The organism is Lysinibacillus sp. TE18511, from assembly GCF_054062295.1.
The window spans coordinates 1-17,814 of record NZ_JBSSFD010000017.1; the positions used below are offsets into that span (position 1 = coordinate 1).

Annotated in this window: 18 protein-coding genes; 2 read left to right on the forward strand and 16 right to left on the reverse strand. The window is 37.0% G+C overall.

The features are described from left to right. Nucleotides 1-486: 486 nt before the first annotated feature. The 3 genes from ACVWXS_RS13570 to ACVWXS_RS13580 all read right to left on the reverse strand — a co-directional run bounded on the left by ACVWXS_RS13570 (nucleotide 487) and on the right by ACVWXS_RS13580 (nucleotide 3,131). A complete protein-coding gene (locus ACVWXS_RS13570) occupies nucleotides 487-1,716 on the reverse strand; it encodes an EAL and HDOD domain-containing protein (protein ID WP_374965327.1) in 1,230 nt (409 codons plus the stop codon). Nucleotides 1,717-2,024: 308 nt separating this feature from the next. Next, a complete protein-coding gene (locus ACVWXS_RS13575; RefSeq protein ID WP_374967658.1) occupies nucleotides 2,025-2,672 on the reverse strand; it encodes a VTT domain-containing protein in 648 nt (215 codons plus the stop codon). A 243-nt stretch (nucleotides 2,673-2,915) separates the two neighbouring features. Beyond that, nucleotides 2,916-3,131 carry a hypothetical protein gene (locus tag ACVWXS_RS13580; protein ID WP_456958589.1) on the reverse strand — a complete coding sequence of 72 codons (216 nt, stop codon included), beginning with the start codon at nucleotides 3,129-3,131 and terminating at the stop codon, nucleotides 2,916-2,918. A gap of 17 nt (nucleotides 3,132-3,148) precedes the next feature. Here ACVWXS_RS13580 and ACVWXS_RS13585 point away from each other — a divergent pair, with 17 nt between their 5' ends. Continuing rightward, nucleotides 3,149-3,394: a hypothetical protein gene (locus ACVWXS_RS13585; RefSeq protein ID WP_456958590.1), complete on the forward strand. Its 246-nt coding sequence runs from the start codon at nucleotides 3,149-3,151 to the stop codon at nucleotides 3,392-3,394. Between the two features lie 134 nt (nucleotides 3,395-3,528). Here ACVWXS_RS13585 and ACVWXS_RS13590 read toward each other — a convergent pair whose 3' ends face one another. From ACVWXS_RS13590 to ACVWXS_RS13625, 8 genes are all read right to left on the reverse strand, one after another. Further along, nucleotides 3,529-5,091 (reverse strand): fatty acid--CoA ligase family protein, encoded by a 1,563-nt coding sequence (locus tag ACVWXS_RS13590; RefSeq protein ID WP_423472644.1) that lies wholly within the window; start codon nucleotides 5,089-5,091, stop codon nucleotides 3,529-3,531. Nucleotides 5,092-5,234: 143 nt separating this feature from the next. Beyond that, on the reverse strand, nucleotides 5,235-7,169 hold the full coding sequence (locus ACVWXS_RS13595) for an FtsX-like permease family protein (protein WP_402985372.1): 1,935 nt from the start codon (nucleotides 7,167-7,169) through the stop codon (nucleotides 5,235-5,237). After that, nucleotides 7,141-7,917: an ABC transporter ATP-binding protein gene (locus tag ACVWXS_RS13600; RefSeq protein WP_068985996.1), complete on the reverse strand. Its 777-nt coding sequence runs from the start codon at nucleotides 7,915-7,917 to the stop codon at nucleotides 7,141-7,143. Before ACVWXS_RS13600 ends, ACVWXS_RS13595 begins: the two co-directional genes overlap by 29 nt. Before the next feature lie 12 nt (nucleotides 7,918-7,929). Then, nucleotides 7,930-8,364 carry a hypothetical protein gene (locus ACVWXS_RS13605; RefSeq protein WP_374965321.1) on the reverse strand — a complete coding sequence of 145 codons (435 nt, stop codon included), beginning with the start codon at nucleotides 8,362-8,364 and terminating at the stop codon, nucleotides 7,930-7,932. An 11-nt stretch (nucleotides 8,365-8,375) separates the two neighbouring features. After that, nucleotides 8,376-9,359 carry a sensor histidine kinase gene (locus ACVWXS_RS13610; RefSeq protein ID WP_456958591.1) on the reverse strand — a complete coding sequence of 328 codons (984 nt, stop codon included), beginning with the start codon at nucleotides 9,357-9,359 and terminating at the stop codon, nucleotides 8,376-8,378. Then, the gene (locus tag ACVWXS_RS13615; protein ID WP_368637097.1) at nucleotides 9,359-10,063 is read right to left on the reverse strand and encodes a response regulator transcription factor; all 705 of its coding nucleotides are present in this window, start codon (nucleotides 10,061-10,063) and stop codon (nucleotides 9,359-9,361) included. The genes ACVWXS_RS13610 and ACVWXS_RS13615 overlap by 1 nt, the downstream gene beginning before the upstream one ends. 104 nt (nucleotides 10,064-10,167) lie before the next feature. Next, nucleotides 10,168-10,326, reverse strand: a complete 159-nt coding sequence (locus ACVWXS_RS13620) for a hypothetical protein (protein WP_456958592.1) — start codon at nucleotides 10,324-10,326, stop codon at nucleotides 10,168-10,170. 247 nt (nucleotides 10,327-10,573) lie between these two features. Further along, nucleotides 10,574-11,566, reverse strand: a complete 993-nt coding sequence (locus ACVWXS_RS13625; protein WP_427420500.1) for a lipoate--protein ligase — start codon at nucleotides 11,564-11,566, stop codon at nucleotides 10,574-10,576. A 143-nt stretch (nucleotides 11,567-11,709) separates the two neighbouring features. Here ACVWXS_RS13625 and yhfH point away from each other — a divergent pair, with 143 nt between their 5' ends. Next, a complete protein-coding gene (yhfH, locus tag ACVWXS_RS13630; protein WP_012292204.1) occupies nucleotides 11,710-11,835 on the forward strand; it encodes a protein YhfH in 126 nt (41 codons plus the stop codon). Nucleotides 11,836-12,172: 337 nt separating this feature from the next. On the opposite strand, the gene ACVWXS_RS13635 is transcribed toward yhfH, so the two are convergent. From ACVWXS_RS13635 to ACVWXS_RS13655, 5 genes are all read right to left on the reverse strand, one after another. Then, nucleotides 12,173-14,362 (reverse strand): YhgE/Pip family protein, encoded by a 2,190-nt coding sequence (locus tag ACVWXS_RS13635; protein WP_456958593.1) that lies wholly within the window; start codon nucleotides 14,360-14,362, stop codon nucleotides 12,173-12,175. Between the two features lie 147 nt (nucleotides 14,363-14,509). Continuing rightward, entirely contained in the window at nucleotides 14,510-15,082 is a 573-nt protein-coding gene (locus ACVWXS_RS13640; protein WP_374965316.1) for a TetR/AcrR family transcriptional regulator, read from the reverse strand. A 124-nt stretch (nucleotides 15,083-15,206) separates the two neighbouring features. Beyond that, complete coding sequence (locus ACVWXS_RS13645) at nucleotides 15,207-15,740, reverse strand: FixH family protein (RefSeq protein ID WP_456958594.1); 534 nt, start codon at nucleotides 15,738-15,740, stop codon at nucleotides 15,207-15,209. 3 nt (nucleotides 15,741-15,743) lie between these two features. Beyond that, a complete protein-coding gene (locus ACVWXS_RS13650; protein WP_368637092.1) occupies nucleotides 15,744-17,132 on the reverse strand; it encodes a sensor histidine kinase in 1,389 nt (462 codons plus the stop codon). Beyond that, nucleotides 17,129-17,812 carry a response regulator transcription factor gene (locus ACVWXS_RS13655; RefSeq protein WP_083227090.1) on the reverse strand — a complete coding sequence of 228 codons (684 nt, stop codon included), beginning with the start codon at nucleotides 17,810-17,812 and terminating at the stop codon, nucleotides 17,129-17,131. Before ACVWXS_RS13655 ends, ACVWXS_RS13650 begins: the two co-directional genes overlap by 4 nt. Between the last annotated feature and the right edge of the window lie 2 nt (nucleotides 17,813-17,814).

The following is a 17,814-nucleotide window of genomic DNA, read 5'->3' on the forward strand; positions in this document are numbered from 1 at the left end:
CGGACACCCTTGCTCTTGGCTAACCTCTACTTCTGTCTTCGGGGTTCGGGACTTACACCCTATAGTTCATGCGCATGCCAGGCGCACACAAAAAAATAAGCTACCTTTAAAATTTTAAGGTAACTTATCAGGTGTGTTGATTAACCACTTTTATCCACCCTAATTAAATTAGAAGGCTCTGATTTCCACTGCGGGCTACTCGCTTTCCTGCGGGAGTCGAGTAGCCCTACGCTACAATCAGTTAAAAATGGGGATATATTAGCAAAATAGCCACATAAAAATCCTTTATCGCTCAATAATATACCTATTTTTTCCTAGCCAACACGCCTGGTAGCTTATTTCTATTTTTTTGGCTCTTCACCAAAATATGTACTTGACTGCATCTTTTGTTTCAACAGGGCGCTTTTTTCGCGAGTATTGGACTGAACCTCTCAAAGCTCCATGTAGATTTATACTTTTTAATCAAGAACAGATTTTTTGGTCCAATTAGAAAGATTTTTCTGCCCATTCCATTGCTTCTTGGTATAAAAGATCAATGTTTGTTAAATCAAAATTGAGTTGAGGAGCTAATACTTCTAAGCTTGACCAATCTAATTTATCTAACGCAATACTAAATTCAAGATAAGGTGTCATTTCAGTTGAATTACCTAAAATCGTTTCTGATATAGCTTCTGAAAAAGGTAACTGTTGCAAAATAACATTCATCGGTCTTTGCAATAAAGTATCTATCAATGAAAACATCCCAATTAAAAAATATTCAGAAAAGTTCTTCTTATAGGAAAGCTTAGCTAATTTCTCACATACTTTTGCTCTAAATAACGATGTACGCATGACTTCTTTAAAAATATCATTATCAGCATTCATATCAATTTCTCGCATCGCTAATAAATAAATCCACTTTCGTAAATTTGATACTCCAAGTAATACAATCGCTTGTTTGATCGAACGAACCTTGGATTTAGAGCGCTTCTCTGAATTATTAACCATTTGCAATAATTTATACGTCAATGAAATATCACGCTCAATATTTTCAGCTAATAACTGGATATTAGGTTCCTCTTCTTTTAATAGGGTAATAATATATAAATATTGAATCGTATTAGCTGGTATATCGGTTGCTGTAATTATTTCGGGCTGCTCAAAAAAATAGCCTTGAAATAATTCATAGCCAGAATGCTTTGCTACTTCAAATTGATTACGTGTCTCGACCTTTTCAGCGAGCAATTTTATGTGAGGGAAATTTTCTTTCACTTTATTTTCAATTTCCATTCGCTCCAGTAATGGTGACAATAAAAAATCAACTTTTATATAATCGATATAAGCAAATAACTCATCATAAACTTGTACTTCATCATTCAAAATAAAATCATCTAATGCAATAGTAAACCCATATGATTTCAATTCAATGACTCTCTCTACTAACTGAGGTGTAAGAGGGACGTCCTCTAAAATCTCAATAACAACTTGTGATGGATTCAAGTATTCATTTATCTGACTCATCAGCAAGTTTTCTGTAAAGTTAACAAAACTAGGCTTACCTTTTGTTACCTCTTCAATACCAATTGAAAGAAATGAGTTTACTAGTACGTCAATTGTTGCAGCATCTGGATCTACCTTCGGAAAAGTATTCACGTTTTTGCTACGATATAATAATTCATACGCAACGATTTGTTCATGAAGGTTAAAAATAGGCTGTCTGCCGATAAATACTTCCATTTCGTCGCCCTCCATTTTCTAGTAATCAATATTATAACATTTTTCATTCCTGTCTGCTTATCATTCAAGGAATTGTCTAAAAGTCTCCTTACAATAACTAACACCCTATATAGGACAATGGCTCATCACCATAACGTATGGTTGATTTCCGTTCCGGCTGTCAGCTTCCTAGAGTTGCCCAACCTCAACTCCAATCAACTTATACATGGCATACGTTTTAACAAATGTCATCCTTAATTTTTGATGATGAGCTAAAAAAATAAGAACAGTCCTAAGTGATTTTTTATCACATTTGGACTGTCCTTTTGTTATTTTCCACTTGCTTTTGATTTAATAGCACCAATAACTGCTGGTACAACTGAAATAAAGATAATTAATATAAGAACCGTTGAGAAGTTTTCTTTAATAATCGGAATATTACCAAAGAAATAACCTAGGAATGTACAGCTAAATACCCATAACACTGCACCTACAACGTTATACATTATGAAGTAGCTATACTTCATTTTACTTGCGCCGGCAATAAACGGTATGAATGTGCGGATGAATGGCATAAAACGCGCGATAACAATTGTTTTACCACCATGTGTATTAAAGAATTTTTCTGCTGCCTCCATACGTTCTTTTTTAACGACTCTACCAAGGAAGCTCTTTGGTGGAATGGATGTTCCTACTTTATGACCAATATGATAGTTCATCGTATCTCCCAAAATTGCTGCTGCTAAAAATACTGGAATTAGGATCCACATATCAAATGAACCCATTGCTGCTGCAAACGTACCACTTGCAAAAAGCAATGAATCACCTGGTAGGAACGGGAAAATTACGACACCTGTTTCAACAAAAACAATTGCAAATAAAATTAGATAACTCCAATTACCAAAATCACGAATGATTTCCTCTAAATGCACATCGATATGCATAATAAAACTAATTAATTCCTTGATGAGTTCTATCATTTTTCTGTATACTCTCTTTCAATTAAATTTTCTAAAAGCTTTGACGTAGCTAAACACCTAAGGGTTCCATTTTTGTTTACAGTCTGAGATGTTACTCCCTCACTATATGACAAGCCTTTAAAAAGTATGTAGTTTTCACAAGTTTGATTTTATCACTTACAGACTTCTACACTCAACTTATTTAATTTAGAGACCATACCTTTTCAAATAGATCAATTATGCAATAAATAAGAGCTAGGGCTATTCACCATAATCGAACGGAAAAAACTTATAACAGTGACGCGATTGTAAATCTGTTGCCGCTGACACTTCGTTTTCGCGCAGTAAACATTTGCCACTGACACTTCGTTTTCGCGCAAAAACATTTGTTGCTGCCGCTTTGCTTTCGCACATATAAAAAAACATTGTTGCTGAAGTTTGCTTTAATATATTAAAGTGAAATGCCAGAAGAAACATGCTATGTGAAGTGTTGATTGGAGTGGAGGCTGGGCGACTCCTTGGGGATCAGCGATAGGGGAACGAAGGCTAAGAGCATCACGTCCTGTGATAACGCCTTCGTGACCAACATCGTGTTGGCCCGAGACCCTGGAGCAAAGCGAAGCGGCTCATCGGACGCCCCCAGGAAGCTCTGCTCTGCGCGAAAGCGAAGCGTCAGCGGCAAAGCGCCCAGCCGGAACGGAAATCAACCCCTTATTTTGCCGAACGGCGTTCACTTTTGAGATACATAATAATTTATAAAATCTTTACGTTATCGCTGATTGGAGTAGGAGGCTACTCGACGCTCTCCACAGAAAAGCGCGAGAAATCAACGTTTCTAAAATTGATTTCTCGCGCTTTTTCAGGTTTTGAGCAGTTATGTCCTAGCCCCTACTTTATTATCTTTTAATGACCGACGCAAAATTTTCCCTGTCGTATTTTTCGGTAATTCATCCATAATTTCGATTACTTTAGGAACCTTGTATTTCACCATATGTTTTGCACAGTATGCAAAAAGGTCGTCTGTTGAAGTTGCATCCGCATCTTTCAAGACAACATATGCATGAACTGCCTCTCCTAAATTAGGGTCTGGGAAGCCTACAACTGCCGCTTCTACAATATTATTATGAGCAAAGAGTACTTCTTCAACCTCTCTTGGATATACATTAAATCCGCCTACAATAATCATATCTTTCTTACGGTCAACGATGTAGAAGTATCCTTCTTCGTCAACTTTAGCTAAATCCCCTGTATATAACCAGCCATCACGTATAGCCATCGCTGTTTCTTCAGGCAATTTATAATAGCCCTTCATAACATTAGGTCCTCGAACAATTAGTTCCCCTACTTCGCCAACAGGCACTTCTTGGCCATTCGCATCCACTACCTTATTTTCAACATTGGAAATGTTTGTCCCAATAGAACCTGCTTTACGATCACGATCCAATGGGTTAAAGCACGTCACCGGTGAAGCTTCTGATAAGCCATAGCCTTCCGAAACACGCACATTAAATTTCTTCTCGAAATTATGTAATAGTGCTACAGGTAAAGACGCGCCACCTGAGATCGCTAGGCGTATTGTTGAGAAATCTTCAGGGTTGCCTTCTGGTAATTGATACAAGAAGTTATACATAGTTGGTACACCTGCAAAGACTGTTGCTTTTTGTTCCTTTGTTAAATTAAAGACTTCAGCTGGACTAAAACGTGGTACAAGTAAAACTGTTGCTCCACTCAATAAAGGTGCATTCACGACAACAGTTAACGCAAATACATGGAAAACTGGTAATGTAGCAATAATACGATCATTTGCTCTATAGCCTAAATAATGCGCCACATCTCGAGCATTAGAATAGACATTTTCATGAGTCAGCATTGCGCCCTTTGGAGTACCTGTTGTACCTGAAGTATATAAAATAATTGCATTATCGTCGTCAGCTACATCTATTGGTTGGCAAGTGCCCGATGCACTGGCTATAACTTGTGAAAACAAATGCGTTTTTGCCTGTGCCTCTTCAGATAAAGTAGCTACTTTTTCAGCAACATCTGCTGTTGTTTCACAAACAACAAATGTTTTTACTTGTGGGAAAGCTTGTACACCCATTTCTACTAACGGAAGAAGTGCATCAAGAGCAATAACAGCTTTTACATCACCATTATGCAAAATATATGAAATTTCATCCGGTGTATAAATTGGATTAATCGGAATTGCGGTTGCCCCTATACGCATTGTTGCATATAACGCAATTAAATAATGTGGTGTATTGCCGAGTAAAAACGCCACATGGTCCCCTTTTTCAACCCCTAATTGTTGTAACCCCTTAGCAAAGCGACCAACTGAGTGTTCAAACTCACCGTATGTCGTATCTTTCCCCATAAAATGATACGCAATTTTATCCGGCTGCTCTACTGCTTGTTGACGAACACATGAAACTAAATTCAATTACACCATCCCCTTATCGTATAAAATGAATCGTTATTCAGTAATATTATATAAGAAATATATCTAAAAGACAATGAAACTTTTTATTTCATGTCAAAAATTACGTCAAATAACTCATTTTTTTCTCTTTCACGCATTTTTTGTCATGAACGAATATGCGAGATGTATCGCCAACGAATCAAATAAAAATAGATTACTTGTATTAAAACAAAAAAACCAAAAGCAAAGAAAACTTCTTTTACAATCGAAATATTAGCAATATCCTTTAAGATGCCTTGAACCATAATAAAAGCAAAGGCACTATGCATCATTGCAACACCCCACGGCAAGAAAAACTGTGGGAATAAATGGCGATTCACAAGCTTTTTGAGCTCTGTATCTGTTAAGCCCATTCGCTTTAAGACATCGAATTTACGCTTTTCTCTTTCAAGAGAGGCATGCAATTTAAAGTAAACAAAGCTACCTGCTGCTAATAAAAATACACTTGCTACTAAGACACCTACTAATGTAAATAATGAATAGGTAGCTAGTATATAAGAATAATTTAATCCTGCATTTTCAAAGTAATACGGGCTAAATTTACCCTTCTTTTCAATAGATTGAGATGCTGTTAACTCGTCTATGTCCTGGCCGATATCTTTCGATTCTATCCACTGAGGAATATAGAAAGTAAATAAGTGATAGGTTGGCTGCAAAACATCTTGATCGGCAATCGGCTTAATAAGCCTTGCAAAATCCTCGTCACTTATCACGATTGAATTTACGCTAACAATAGAGCCTGGGAATACTATTTTAGGATATACACTATCAATAGTTAACGGGATAGCGTTTTCTTCTAACACCGTATGCACAACTTTATTTTTTAATTTTTTCAAGGATTCTTCTGAATAGGGTATAAACACTGCCTGTCCTGAAGACAAGTCAAGTAATGGATAACTAAAGGACGACAGCAATACATTCATATCTGATTCTCTAAAGACTTCAACCTCATTATTAGTAAAAGAAGACGTTTGCTTTACAACAACAAAGCGAGATAAATGGTAGGACAGACCTTTCTCCTCTAATTGAATTCGTAAAGAGTTGATATGATTTCGTTCATACGGATTGTCGACATCTCCCTTATAGACAAGCCCTAGAGGATTTAAGCGATCATACTGTGTCGTATAAGAAGACATCGTTGCTAAAACACCGACAGATAAAAATGCCATTGTAGACACCATCGTTACAACAAAAAACATTTTCACATTATCCTTCATAATATGTGTTTGCTCAGCTAACGAAAGGAGACGATAGCGTTGCCAATGGTATTCGCGTTTGCCTCGAGCTTTATCTATAAAACAAGGTACTGTATCACTAAAAAAATAATATGTTCCAAAGGCTGCTGAAAGCGGGATTAATAATGATAAACCAATTAATGATGTATTCGACACGACAAATGCTAGCACATAGGCTGATAAAATAAGAGCAATCCCATATACTGCACGTTTTTTTGAATAGGTTGAATCACTATTTAAATAAGCACTTTCCTTAATAAGGTCGCGTAATTTTCTTTCACGTGTAAAATACACACTGATAAAGGAAATCACTACAAAAGCACTTGTAAAGACACCTATTGTTAGTAAAAATGGCTGCCACGATACATACAAAGGCAACTTATCTAAATGTAAAATTTCTCGGACAATCATGAAAAAGAATTTGGAGAATGAGAAACCAAATATTATTCCAACAATAATAGAGGCCGAACCAATAATCATTGTCTCCAAAAAGACAAGCTTATTCATCTGGCGTCTTTCCATTCCTAGATGTAATAAAATAGCAAACTCATGGGATCTAGCCTCTAAAAAGGCACTCATCGAATAATATAAAAAGAATAATGTAAAAAGGACGAGCACAACTTCTGCACCGACCATCCCAATTAACGATACCTCTCCTAAAATTCCTCGTTCAATATCCGGATGAAACATGAGCATTGAATAGATAAAAAACACAGCCACAGAAAAAAAGCTAGCCATGAAAAAGGCACCATATATGCGGCTGTTCCGTACGACATTACGGTAAGCGAATTGTCGAAAGGTCACCTACTTGTCCTCCTCCTAGTAAGCTCAAAACATTTAATATTCGCTGGAAAAACATTTGACGACGATCATCTTTGTAAATTTCATTGAAAAATTCCCCATCTTTAATAAATAACACGCGATCACAGTAGCTAGCTGCAATTGGATCGTGTGTTACCATGACGATTGTCGTTTGTTTATCTTGATTGACTTTTGTTAAAAGTTCAAGTACATCACGCGAAGAATTGGAATCCAAATTGCCGGTCGGCTCATCTGCTAAAATGAGACTTGGGTTATGAATAAGTGCTCGACCAATAGCTGTTCTCTGTGCCTGTCCACCTGATATTTCATTTGGACGTTTATGCAAGAAAGAGTTTAAATCAAGCTTTTCCACAATGCTTGCAAGACGCTCCTCTATTACTTCTAATGGCTGTTGATCTAATGTTAATGGCAGCACAATATTCTCTTCCACGGTCAGCATATGCAAAAGATTAAAATCCTGAAAAACGAAACCAAGTTGTCTTCTTCTAAAGTAGGCAAGCTCTGTTGCATTCAGCATATGAGGATTCATGCCATCTACAATAATTTCTCCACTAGTTGGTTCATCAATCGTAGAAATGATATTTAATAATGTTGTTTTTCCACTTCCCGATGGACCCATGACTGCTAAAAACTCACCTTCCTCTACATCAAAGCTTAGCTGATTTAGCGCACGATGAGTTACTTTACCTTCATATACCTTCGTCACGTCTTTTATTTGTAAAATAGGCATACTTTATTCACCTTATTTCTTCATTAATTCCATAGATTCTGGTAAAAGCCATTGCAATACTACCTCAAAGCCAATTTGAAAATGTGGCTCTGTTAATGATATAGCGGACTCATTGCCATCCTCCTCCACTAGACTTAAGCAATGATCCCCAACAATTACATCCCAGGCATCAATTTCACCTTCGATTATTTCTCCATAAATCGTATAATGCCCACTATACATCACTTGTTCACCTTCTACAGGAAAAGCATTAAGTAAAGTTGGTTTATGTAAGTCTAGCCCTAGCTTATCTGAAAAATTCATGACTTCTTCATTAAGCAAAAGGCTAGCTTTTCGGAAATTTTTACAGGATAAACATAGACAAACATCGTTATGCGATTCGTATAATGCCTCTGTTTTTTCAGTTTTGACATTTAAAACCCACTTATCAAAGTGTACTTCTTTCATCTCTGCTCCCCCTAATTCGTAAATGTCACTGTAACAATTGTTCCTTTCCCTACCTCTGATGTAATGTTTAATTCATGACCGAGTTTTTCACAGATTTCTTTAGCTAAATATAAGCCCATCCCTGTAGATTCCCCGGTTTTACGTCCATTCTCACCAGTAAAAAAGGCTTTAGTGACACGAGAAAGATCGGAAGTTGGAATACCAATACCTTCATCACAAATGGCTAACTGTACGTAGTCATCCTTTTTAATGGCCGAAATCGCTATTTTTTTATTTGCTTCAAATGTATATTTAACTGCATTGGTTACGAATTGCCCGATAATAAAACGAAGCCATTTTGAATCACTCGCTACGATTATGTCATCCTCAATATGAATTTCTGGGAAAACTCGCTTTGTAATAAATAAACGTTTATTTTCATTAACAGTTGCAGTTACAATCGTCTTTAAAGCAACCTGTTCTACTTGCATATCCTCTTCAAAATTTTCTAACCGAGCATTTACAAGCACCATATCCAAGCCTCTGCGCAGGCGATCAATTTCCTCCTGCACATTCTTTTTATCGAGAGGACGCTCATCTTGTAATAAGAGCTCAATAACAGAAATTGGTGTTTTCATCTGATGTACCCATTGATTAATAAACTGATCATGTCGTTTGTGGCCAGCATATAACGATTGGAGCTCATGCTGGTACAGTCGATATAGTTCATGCATATATTTCTCTACCTGTACCCCCTCAGGTGATTTAGCGTTTTTTTGTAACACATCCTCCATGGTTTTAGGAAGTTGCGATATTTTTAATAAATAACGTTGGCGCATTAAATAGCGGATCAGTAAAAATGAGGCTAACAACACTAAACTAATACAGAAGGAATAAATAGCCGTATCGACATTTCGAAAGCCATCCAGCCAATATAAGACCATGATGAAGCCGACTAAAAAGAACTGGAATACGATGAACGATGCGTAATCACGCAAAAATAATTTCCAGCCCACTATAACTCACCTGCACTTAATATAAAACGATATCCTGCCCCGCGTACCGTTTCGATAGATGACGTAATATGATAATCCGCTAGCTTTTTACGTACTCGCGTCATATTGACGTTCAATGTATTTTCATCAACAAATGCCTGATCGTCCCAAAGTTCTTCTAATAGTTGCTCACGCGTCACTACTTTTGGTGCATTGCCCATTAACAGTTCTAAAATGATACATTCTTTTTTCTGAAGAGGAATTTCTAAATCATTTTTATGAAGCTCCATTCTTTCTAAATGAAGAACAAGCTGTCCTTGTTTAATTGTTCGTTCCTCTTGCCTTACTGCATATTCACCATATGTACGACGCAAATGACTACGGATTTTAGCTAGTACAATCTCATAATTAAATGGCTTCGTAATGAAATCATCGCCCCCATTTTCAAGCGCGAATATTTGATCCATTTCCCCAGAACGAGCTGAAATAAAAATAATAGGACAAGTTGTATCTTGACGTAGTTGGCGACACCAATAGTAGCCATCATACGAAGGTAAATTTATATCAAGCAACACCATATGTGGATTAAATGCTGTAAATTCTTCAATGAGGTGGTCAAATTCTTTAATCGTTTCAACTTCGTATTGATATTTTCTAAGCGTTTCTGCGAGCAATGACGCAATCTTTACATCATCTTCGACAATAAATATTCGATGCTTCTCCATACAAAAACTCCTTTCTATTTATATTGTATCAAAAAAAGGTCCGACGACATAATTGTCAACGAACCTTTTTGTAGCAAAAGTTAACACGTAACGACTTATAGAAATCATTTGTACGGCTTATCATCAAAACGTGAGGTTGATTTCCGTTCCTGTTGGCGCTTTGTTGCTGCCGCTTCGCTTTCGCACAGAGCAGAGCTTCCTGGGGGCGTCCGATGAGCCGCTTTTGTTGTTGCTGTCGTTGCACTTTCGCACAGATAAAACATTGCTGCCGCTGCGTTAGCACTACGCTTTCACACAGGAAACATCCGCTTCGCTGCAGGGTCTCGGTGATGGACCAAAATATATTGGAAAATCACTTGCATGGCTCATACCAAAACATGGGGTTGATTTCCGTTTCAACTGAGCGCTTCCCTGGGGGGCGTCCAGTCGGAACGAAGATCAACTTATATTCATGGCAATACGTTTTAACAAATCAATAAGGACATTTACCAACTTCTGCACAAGCTTTTCTTAATATACTAATTGTAGAAACTCTTCTGTCATAATTCCACCAAAATATGTTGGAATATCAATATCCGCTAATGCTTCAGCGATTGCAGTTCGATCATAGTTTGTCCCAACTAAACGTTGTTCAACATCTGCCATGTCGCCAACACCAAAGAAATCACCAAAAATATGTGCTTCTTCGATAATTCCATGATTCACTTCTAAGCGAATATCAATACCTCCAGTTGGGAAACGATGTGTTTTTTGAATATTGAAGCGTGGTGATTTGCCATAGTTCCACTCCCATGTTTGATAACGCTCAGCAGATAGCTTGTGTATATTTGTCCAATCTTCTTCCGTTAGCTCATAGTAGCGAATATTTTCTTCGCCACCGAAAATCGATTTTAAAATTTCTAGACGGAATTCTTCAACCGTCATCTGATCCTTTAAAAATTCAGAAATATTAGCTACTCGCGAACGAATCGATTTAATGCCCTTTGATTCAATTTTATCTTTCTTCACCTTTAAAGCAGATACAACAGCATCAATTTCTGTATCAAACATTAAAGTACCGTGGCTATACATACGGCCCTTTGTAGAAAATTGTGCGTTGCCTGAAACTTTACGTCCTTCCGCTAAAATGTCGTTGCGACCTGAAAGTTCAGCGTGAACACCCATTTTTGCAAGTGCATCTACAACCGGCTGTGTGAACTTTCTATAATTCATAAAGCTTTCGCCATCATCTGTAGTGATAAAACTGTAGTTAAGGTTCCCTAAATCATGATACACTGCGCCTCCACCTGAAAGACGTCGCACAACAATTATTCCATTATCCTCCACATAATCTGTATTAATCTCTTCGATTGTATTTTGATTTTTGCCAATGATGATTGAAGGTTGATTTATGTAAAAAAGCAGCACTGGCTCCTTCTCAACATCCATCGTTTTCAATAAATACTCCTCAATGGCAAGATTAATGCGTGGATCATGAATCCCTTTATTATCAACGAATATCATAATTACATCTCCTCCTTCACAAAATATCCATATTTATTTTAACGCAAATTAGGCATTTAGTGTTGACGAAAAGCATCTGTTATAATACACTAGAAAATATCAGAACAGTAATAGTACAGATGAACTTAAAGGAGGAGTCCACAATGTTAGAAAACGTAGTTGAATTTTTCAAGAACCTACCTGCAAAACAATGCACAGAATGCGGTGAAAAAATTGAAGAACAAAGCGAATGCTACAGCAACACTTGTGAAAAATGTAACCACCTATAAGCATTTGCCTATTCTGTAATTGTCATATACGTGCCCCACACGTACTAATAATGACACCCCTCATCATTTTTTGATGAACCCTTAATTAAATCTCTTACACTTACAAAAAACAACAGCTGATACGCTCATATCAGCTGTTGTTTTTTATATAATTTTTTTCACCTATGAAGTTCTTCCTTGGAGCTGAGCAGTTCCCATGCTACCCGAGCAGTTCTCCCTGTCACCTGAGCAGTTTCCCATGCTACCCGAGCAGTTTTCCCTGACACCTTATTTAAAGCACTTGTCCAACCAAAAAAAGACACCCACCATACATGGGTGGGTGTCAAAAGTGTTATTTTTAGTTTTCTTCGGCTACTTTTGAGTAACGTTTTGCATGTAGTAACATGAAATAACCGAATGTAATAGCTAAGAATACTACTAGGAAACCTAATAGAATTCCGTAGTTTTGCATTAAGAATGACATATCACCAGTAGAGATACATGTTTTAAATGCTTGAACAGTATATGTCATTGGCAATAGTGTATTAAATACTTGTAATGGTTCTGGAATTAACTCAAGTGGGAATGTACCCGCACTTGTTGTAAGTTGTAAAATTAATATAACAATCGCCATGAAGCGTCCTGGATCACCGAAAATGGACACTAACATTTGGATTAAAGCTAAGAAAACATAGCTTGTTAATAATGCTGTTAGGAAAAAGTGTCCTAAACTGTATACTTCAAGGCCTAAACCCCATTTTACTATAACTACTGTTCCTATACTTTGAATTAAGCCGACTGTTGCTAAAACTGAGACTTTACTTGTAAACCAAGCTGCACCATTTTTTGGACGAATTGCTGGTTCTACAAGTGGGAAAACGATAGAGATCATTAATGCACCAACAAATAAACCAAGAGAAATAAAGTATGGTGAGAAACCTGTTCCATAGTTAGGTACATGGTTAACAGATTCTTTTTCAATCTCAACTGGGTTACCTACCATATCATATGTGTCTTTATTTACATGAACTTCGCCTGCTTTTTCACCTGCTTCACCTAATTCGCTAGATAAAGTTGATGTACCATTTGCAAGTTCAGATGAACCATCTGCAAGCTCTGCAGAACCTTGTGCTAACTCACCTGATTTTGATGCAAGTGTTGATGTACCTTGATTCAATGCTGTTGAACCACTTGCTAGTTCATTTAAACCTGAAGCTAATGCTTTAGAACCTGTTACGGCTGTATTCACACCAGCATTTAATTCACCTAATTTTTGTGCAAGCGTTGCATTACCAGCTTGGAGACCTTTTGCTCCTTCGACTAATGCACCGCTATTTGCTGTTAATGCATTAGCACCCGCTAACACTTCTCCTTGACCTGCTGCAATTTGAGTTGCACCAGAACTTACTTGACTAGCACCTGCTTGTAATTTTTCTGTACCAGCAGATAAAGAATTTAAGCCATTATGCACACTGGCACTTCCTGCTTGTAGCTCTGCTAAAGATTGCTTTAATGCTGCAGCTTCCTCTTCAGGTAGTGAAGCCATCATGCCTTGTAATTGATTGGATAAAGCTGTGATACCTTCTTCTACTTTTGCAGAACCAGCAGTTAATTGGTTTGCTGCACCATTTAATGCGCCTGCATTGTCAGCAATTGAAGCTGCACCTGAACTAATTTGTTGTTGTTTTTCATTAATTGTAGATAAACCTGCTTGCACCTTCGCTACACCTTGAGTATATTGCGATAAACCTTGCTCAAGGGTTGTTGCTCCAGTTGCTGCTTGCTGTGCACCTTTTTGCAACTGTCCAGTTCCGTCTTCTAATTTTACTAAGCCAGAAGATAAATCATTAGCGCCTTTTGCAGCCTCTCCAGCACCTTTAGTAATTTTATCTGTACCATTTGACAATTCAACTGTACTTGATGCTAATTGCTCAAGATAACCTTTTAAATCTTTCGCACCATTGGCTAAAGATTTGGCACCTTCATCTAGCTTACTAGAGCCATCAGCAGCCTCCGTAAAGCCATCTCCCATTGTTGTAATTGTATCAAATAAATTTTCTGCATAAGTAGTTGAAACTTGTGTATTTACTTCCGCACGTATCATTTCCATTGCTGAATCACCAATTTGTGCACTTAGGAAGTTTAATCCTTCATTTGGAATATAGTTCATAACTAATTTAGAAGGTTTGTCATCTAATAACGTAGTGGCATGCTCAGAGAAATTTGCTGGAATTTCTAAAATCATATAGTAATCTCGACCATTTAAGCCTTTTTTAGCTTCTTCTTTGGTTACTTCAATAAAGTTAAACTGCTCACTTTTGACGAGATTATCGACTAAGTCTTTCCCTACATCTAATTTAACTCCTGCCATTTCAGCACCTTTATCTTCATTGACAACGGCTACTGGTAATTCAGGTAGGCTTTCATATGGATCCCAGAACGCCCATAAAAACATACCTGCATACATAACCGGGATAAATAATACAGCGATTATTGAAACAAGCATTTTTCTTGTTTTAAAGATTTTCAGCCACTCAGCTTTAATCATAAGTTTTCTTCACTCCTAAACTGTTTGACCAAAAACGTCAATTGGTCATTTTTATTCAAAAAAAAATCTAAGCCCTCTTATGGGATAAATTTGCTCCTAGGCTTTCACTTGATTCAGTATTTTAATTTCCCTATTATCCCAACCGAATCAAGTTAAAATTAACCCACGGAAAATTGTTTCCTTGAAAAGATTCAGTATCTTTTCTTCTGGAATAATGTCGCCATGTAACTCATGCCAATCAACAATAAATGCTAGATACGCCTTTAGCAACAGATAGCTTACCAATTCTGCATCACAGTCTCTGATTTCACCTTTATCAATACGTCTTTGAATTAACTCAGCAACATACGATAAAATTTCAGTCTCAATGCGAATTAAAACTTGTTTGACTGCCGGCGTTCGCAATTCTTTTTCCTCTTCTAATAACTTCGCAAATAAAAGATGTTTTTCACGGAACTGTAGCATTCTCATTAAAGCATTGTGTGCATTTTCCATAAAGCCAGCTGATGCATCCAACACTGCATCCGCCTCAGCCTTCATGTCTCGTACTAGTGACATGGCTATCTCTTGAAATAAAATTTCTTTATTTGCAAAGAATGTGTAAATCGTTCCTTTACCAACATTAGCAATTTTCGCTACTTGCTCCATCGTTGTCGCCTTGTAACCAAACAATGTAAAAGATTTTGCAGCTGCTTCAAGAATTTCCTGCCTACGATCCATTAGTAACATCCTTTCTTTGTTAAAGTTATGTACTTGTTTTGTACACCGAAAACGACAATGACCAGAAAACCATTTCGGTCATCTGGTCATTATCATATTCCTATTTGAAAAATAATGCAAGCATTTAATGATGATTTTCTTCATTTTTTTCGTGTTCACTATGCTCAGCGTCATCTGATGTATCATTATCTTGATTCATCATGTTATGATCCATGCTATTACTTTCCTTTTCATCCTCTGGTAAAACCTTCGTCATATCAGGTTTCCCAGCTGTAATTTGTTGCTTCGGCATATTATGAATTCCATTAGCAGAAGTTGTATGAGCAAACATATAATAAACACCATCGTGGTCAAATGTAGTCGTTGCTTTATAAACGCCATCTTTCTCTAATTTACCGTCCATCATTTGGCTTTCATCGCGTTTACCAGATTCCCATACCTCAAATTGTACAACTGCATCATCCACTTTTTTGCCACCTTGTTCAACCTGCGCAGCAAGTTCAATCGTTTCATTAATTGCTACTTCTTTCGGTGTTAAAATTTCAACCTCTGGAATTTGAGGCATTTCTGGCTCTTTCAAATCTGCTGACTCTTTCTTGTCTCCGCACCCTACTAACAATGCAGGTACTGCGACTAATGCCAATAACCATTTTTTCATGTGTTACTCCTCCATTAACGGCAACATAATTTTTACAACTGTGCCTTTTTCAACTTCACTTGTAATGTCAATTTTACCATCTAACTGCTTCAACAATTGTTCAACAATCGACAAGCCTAGTCCACTGCCACCATCAGCTCGACCTCGTGCTTTGTTAACACGATAAAAACGCTCTGTTACATGCGATAAATCCTCCTGTGGAATACCGATCCCGTAATCCTTTATAGTAATTTGCGCATGATCATTATTTTCAATAGCCGTGATTTCAACTTTTGACTGCTCATATGAATAATTAATAGCATTTTCAATAATATTAATAATAATTTGTTTCAGCTTTACTTCCTCAGCTTTGATGATTAACGCATCATCAACATCTAAATGAAGTGTAATGCTTTTCTTTTTTGCCTGATGAGTTAATATTTTTTGAACCTCACGTAATGTTTCGGCAAGAGGAATTGGATATAAAGTTATTTCTGCTTGTTCATTTTCCATACGGGCGAGTTGAAGTAGTTCATTTGTCAAACGTTCCATACGATTCGCCTCACGTACAATAAGCTGGATCGTTTCCTCTTTTTGATTTTCTGGAATAATGTTTTTCTGTATTGCTTCACTATACCCCTTCACATAGCTAATGGGTGTCCGTAACTCATGTGAAACTGTTGCTAAAAACGTTTTTTGAGCCTCATCCTCTTGTTGTATAGCCTCTGCCATTTTGTTAAAGGTGCTGGATAACTTCCCAACTTCATCTTTTGAATGAACTGGTACACGTGTCCCGTAGTTTCCATATGACATTTGCTCGACAGCCCTTTGCAAATTGCTTAATGGTCTCATAATATGACGAATTCCTTTATAAATTAAAAAGCTGATTACAATTAAAAAAATAAAGGCACTGACAAATAAGAAAATGACCTCATTATTTGCTAACTCACTAATTTTTACTAGAGGAAAATAAATATAAATAATCCCTTCAAGTCTATTTTGATCTACTAATGGAAGTACTACAGAAATTAGCTTTCTATCAAATCGGGGCTCATAGCCGATTTTTTGCACATATTCACCTGCAAGTAATTGCTGTCGCTCCTCAGGGCCAATTAATGTTTCGTAATCAATATCAAACGGTACACAAGCACTTAGTTCACGTGGATTTCTTACTGCAAAAATATTCAAATTCGAATAATTGGCATAATGTTCAATATCTGCAATAAATTCATCCGTTACCTTACCACTGGTATACATAGTTTGTAGTTTCGTTCCAACTTCTACCATCATTTCTCTCGTGTCTTCTACATAAAGTCGTTCATATAAATAATCCGTCAGGACATACATAAAGAAAACGGTAATCATTAAAAATGCGAAGATTAATAACAAAATGCGTGTTGAAATCTTTCTCATTCGCCAGGATCAAAACGGTAGCCCACTCCCCAGACGGTTTGAATATGCCCCGCGGCTTCCTTTCCAAGCTTTATACGTAAGGTTTTTATATGCGTGTCAACCGTTCTTGTTCCCCCTACATAATCAATGTCCCAAATGCGTTCTAGTAGTTGCTCCCTTGTATATGCATTCCCAGGATTATTCATAAATAAATGCAATAGTTCAAATTCCTTTAAAGTAAGCGGAACACTTTTTCCATCTACAGATACCTTACGTGCAATCTCATCTAACTTAATAGGTCCAATCATCACATATTTTTGCTGCAAATCTACAATATTAGTACCGCTTCTTCTTAATACAGCATGGATTCGCGCAACTAGTTCATCATTTGTAAAAGGTTTTACAAGATAATCATCTCCGCCAAGTGTTAGACCTTTTACTTTATCCTCATTTGCATCACGTGCTGTCAGGAAGATAATTGGTACATTCGACATCACACGTATGCTTTGACAAACCACAAAGCCATCTTCATGTGGCATCATTACATCGAGTAAAACCAAATCAATTTTTTCGCGCATAATAATATCATAGGCTTCTGTACCACTTGCTGCTGTAAAGGTCTCAATTTTTGAATTATTGAGCATCATTTCTATTAAATTACGCATATCTTGTTCATCATCAACAATTAATACAGTTGTCACAT

What these genes read in the sequence shown, in the direction of transcription:
- ACVWXS_RS13570 (WP_374965327.1), bottom strand. Translation starts at nt 1,716, where the DNA reads ATGGAAGTATTTATCGGCAGACAGCCTATTTTTAACCTTCATGAACAA.
- ACVWXS_RS13580 (WP_456958589.1), bottom strand. Translation starts at nt 3,131, where the DNA reads ATGTTTCTTCTGGCATTTCACTTTAATATATTAAAGCAAACTTCAGCA.
- ACVWXS_RS13600 (WP_068985996.1), bottom strand. Translation starts at nt 7,917, where the DNA reads ATGCCTATTTTACAAATAAAAGACGTGACGAAGGTATATGAAGGTAAA.
- ACVWXS_RS13605 (WP_374965321.1), bottom strand. Translation starts at nt 8,364, where the DNA reads ATGAAAGAAGTACACTTTGATAAGTGGGTTTTAAATGTCAAAACTGAA.
- ACVWXS_RS13615 (WP_368637097.1), bottom strand. Translation starts at nt 10,063, where the DNA reads ATGGAGAAGCATCGAATATTTATTGTCGAAGATGATGTAAAGATTGCG.
- ACVWXS_RS13620 (WP_456958592.1), bottom strand. Translation starts at nt 10,326, where the DNA reads ATGTTTTATCTGTGCGAAAGTGCAACGACAGCAACAACAAAAGCGGCT.
- ACVWXS_RS13625 (WP_427420500.1), bottom strand. Translation starts at nt 11,566, where the DNA reads ATGATATTCGTTGATAATAAAGGGATTCATGATCCACGCATTAATCTT.
- yhfH (WP_012292204.1), top strand. Translation starts at nt 11,710, where the DNA reads ATGTTAGAAAACGTAGTTGAATTTTTCAAGAACCTACCTGCAAAACAA.
- ACVWXS_RS13635 (WP_456958593.1), bottom strand. Translation starts at nt 14,362, where the DNA reads ATGATTAAAGCTGAGTGGCTGAAAATCTTTAAAACAAGAAAAATGCTT.
- ACVWXS_RS13640 (WP_374965316.1), bottom strand. Translation starts at nt 15,082, where the DNA reads ATGGATCGTAGGCAGGAAATTCTTGAAGCAGCTGCAAAATCTTTTACA.
- ACVWXS_RS13645 (WP_456958594.1), bottom strand. Translation starts at nt 15,740, where the DNA reads ATGAAAAAATGGTTATTGGCATTAGTCGCAGTACCTGCATTGTTAGTA.
- ACVWXS_RS13650 (WP_368637092.1), bottom strand. Translation starts at nt 17,132, where the DNA reads ATGAGAAAGATTTCAACACGCATTTTGTTATTAATCTTCGCATTTTTA.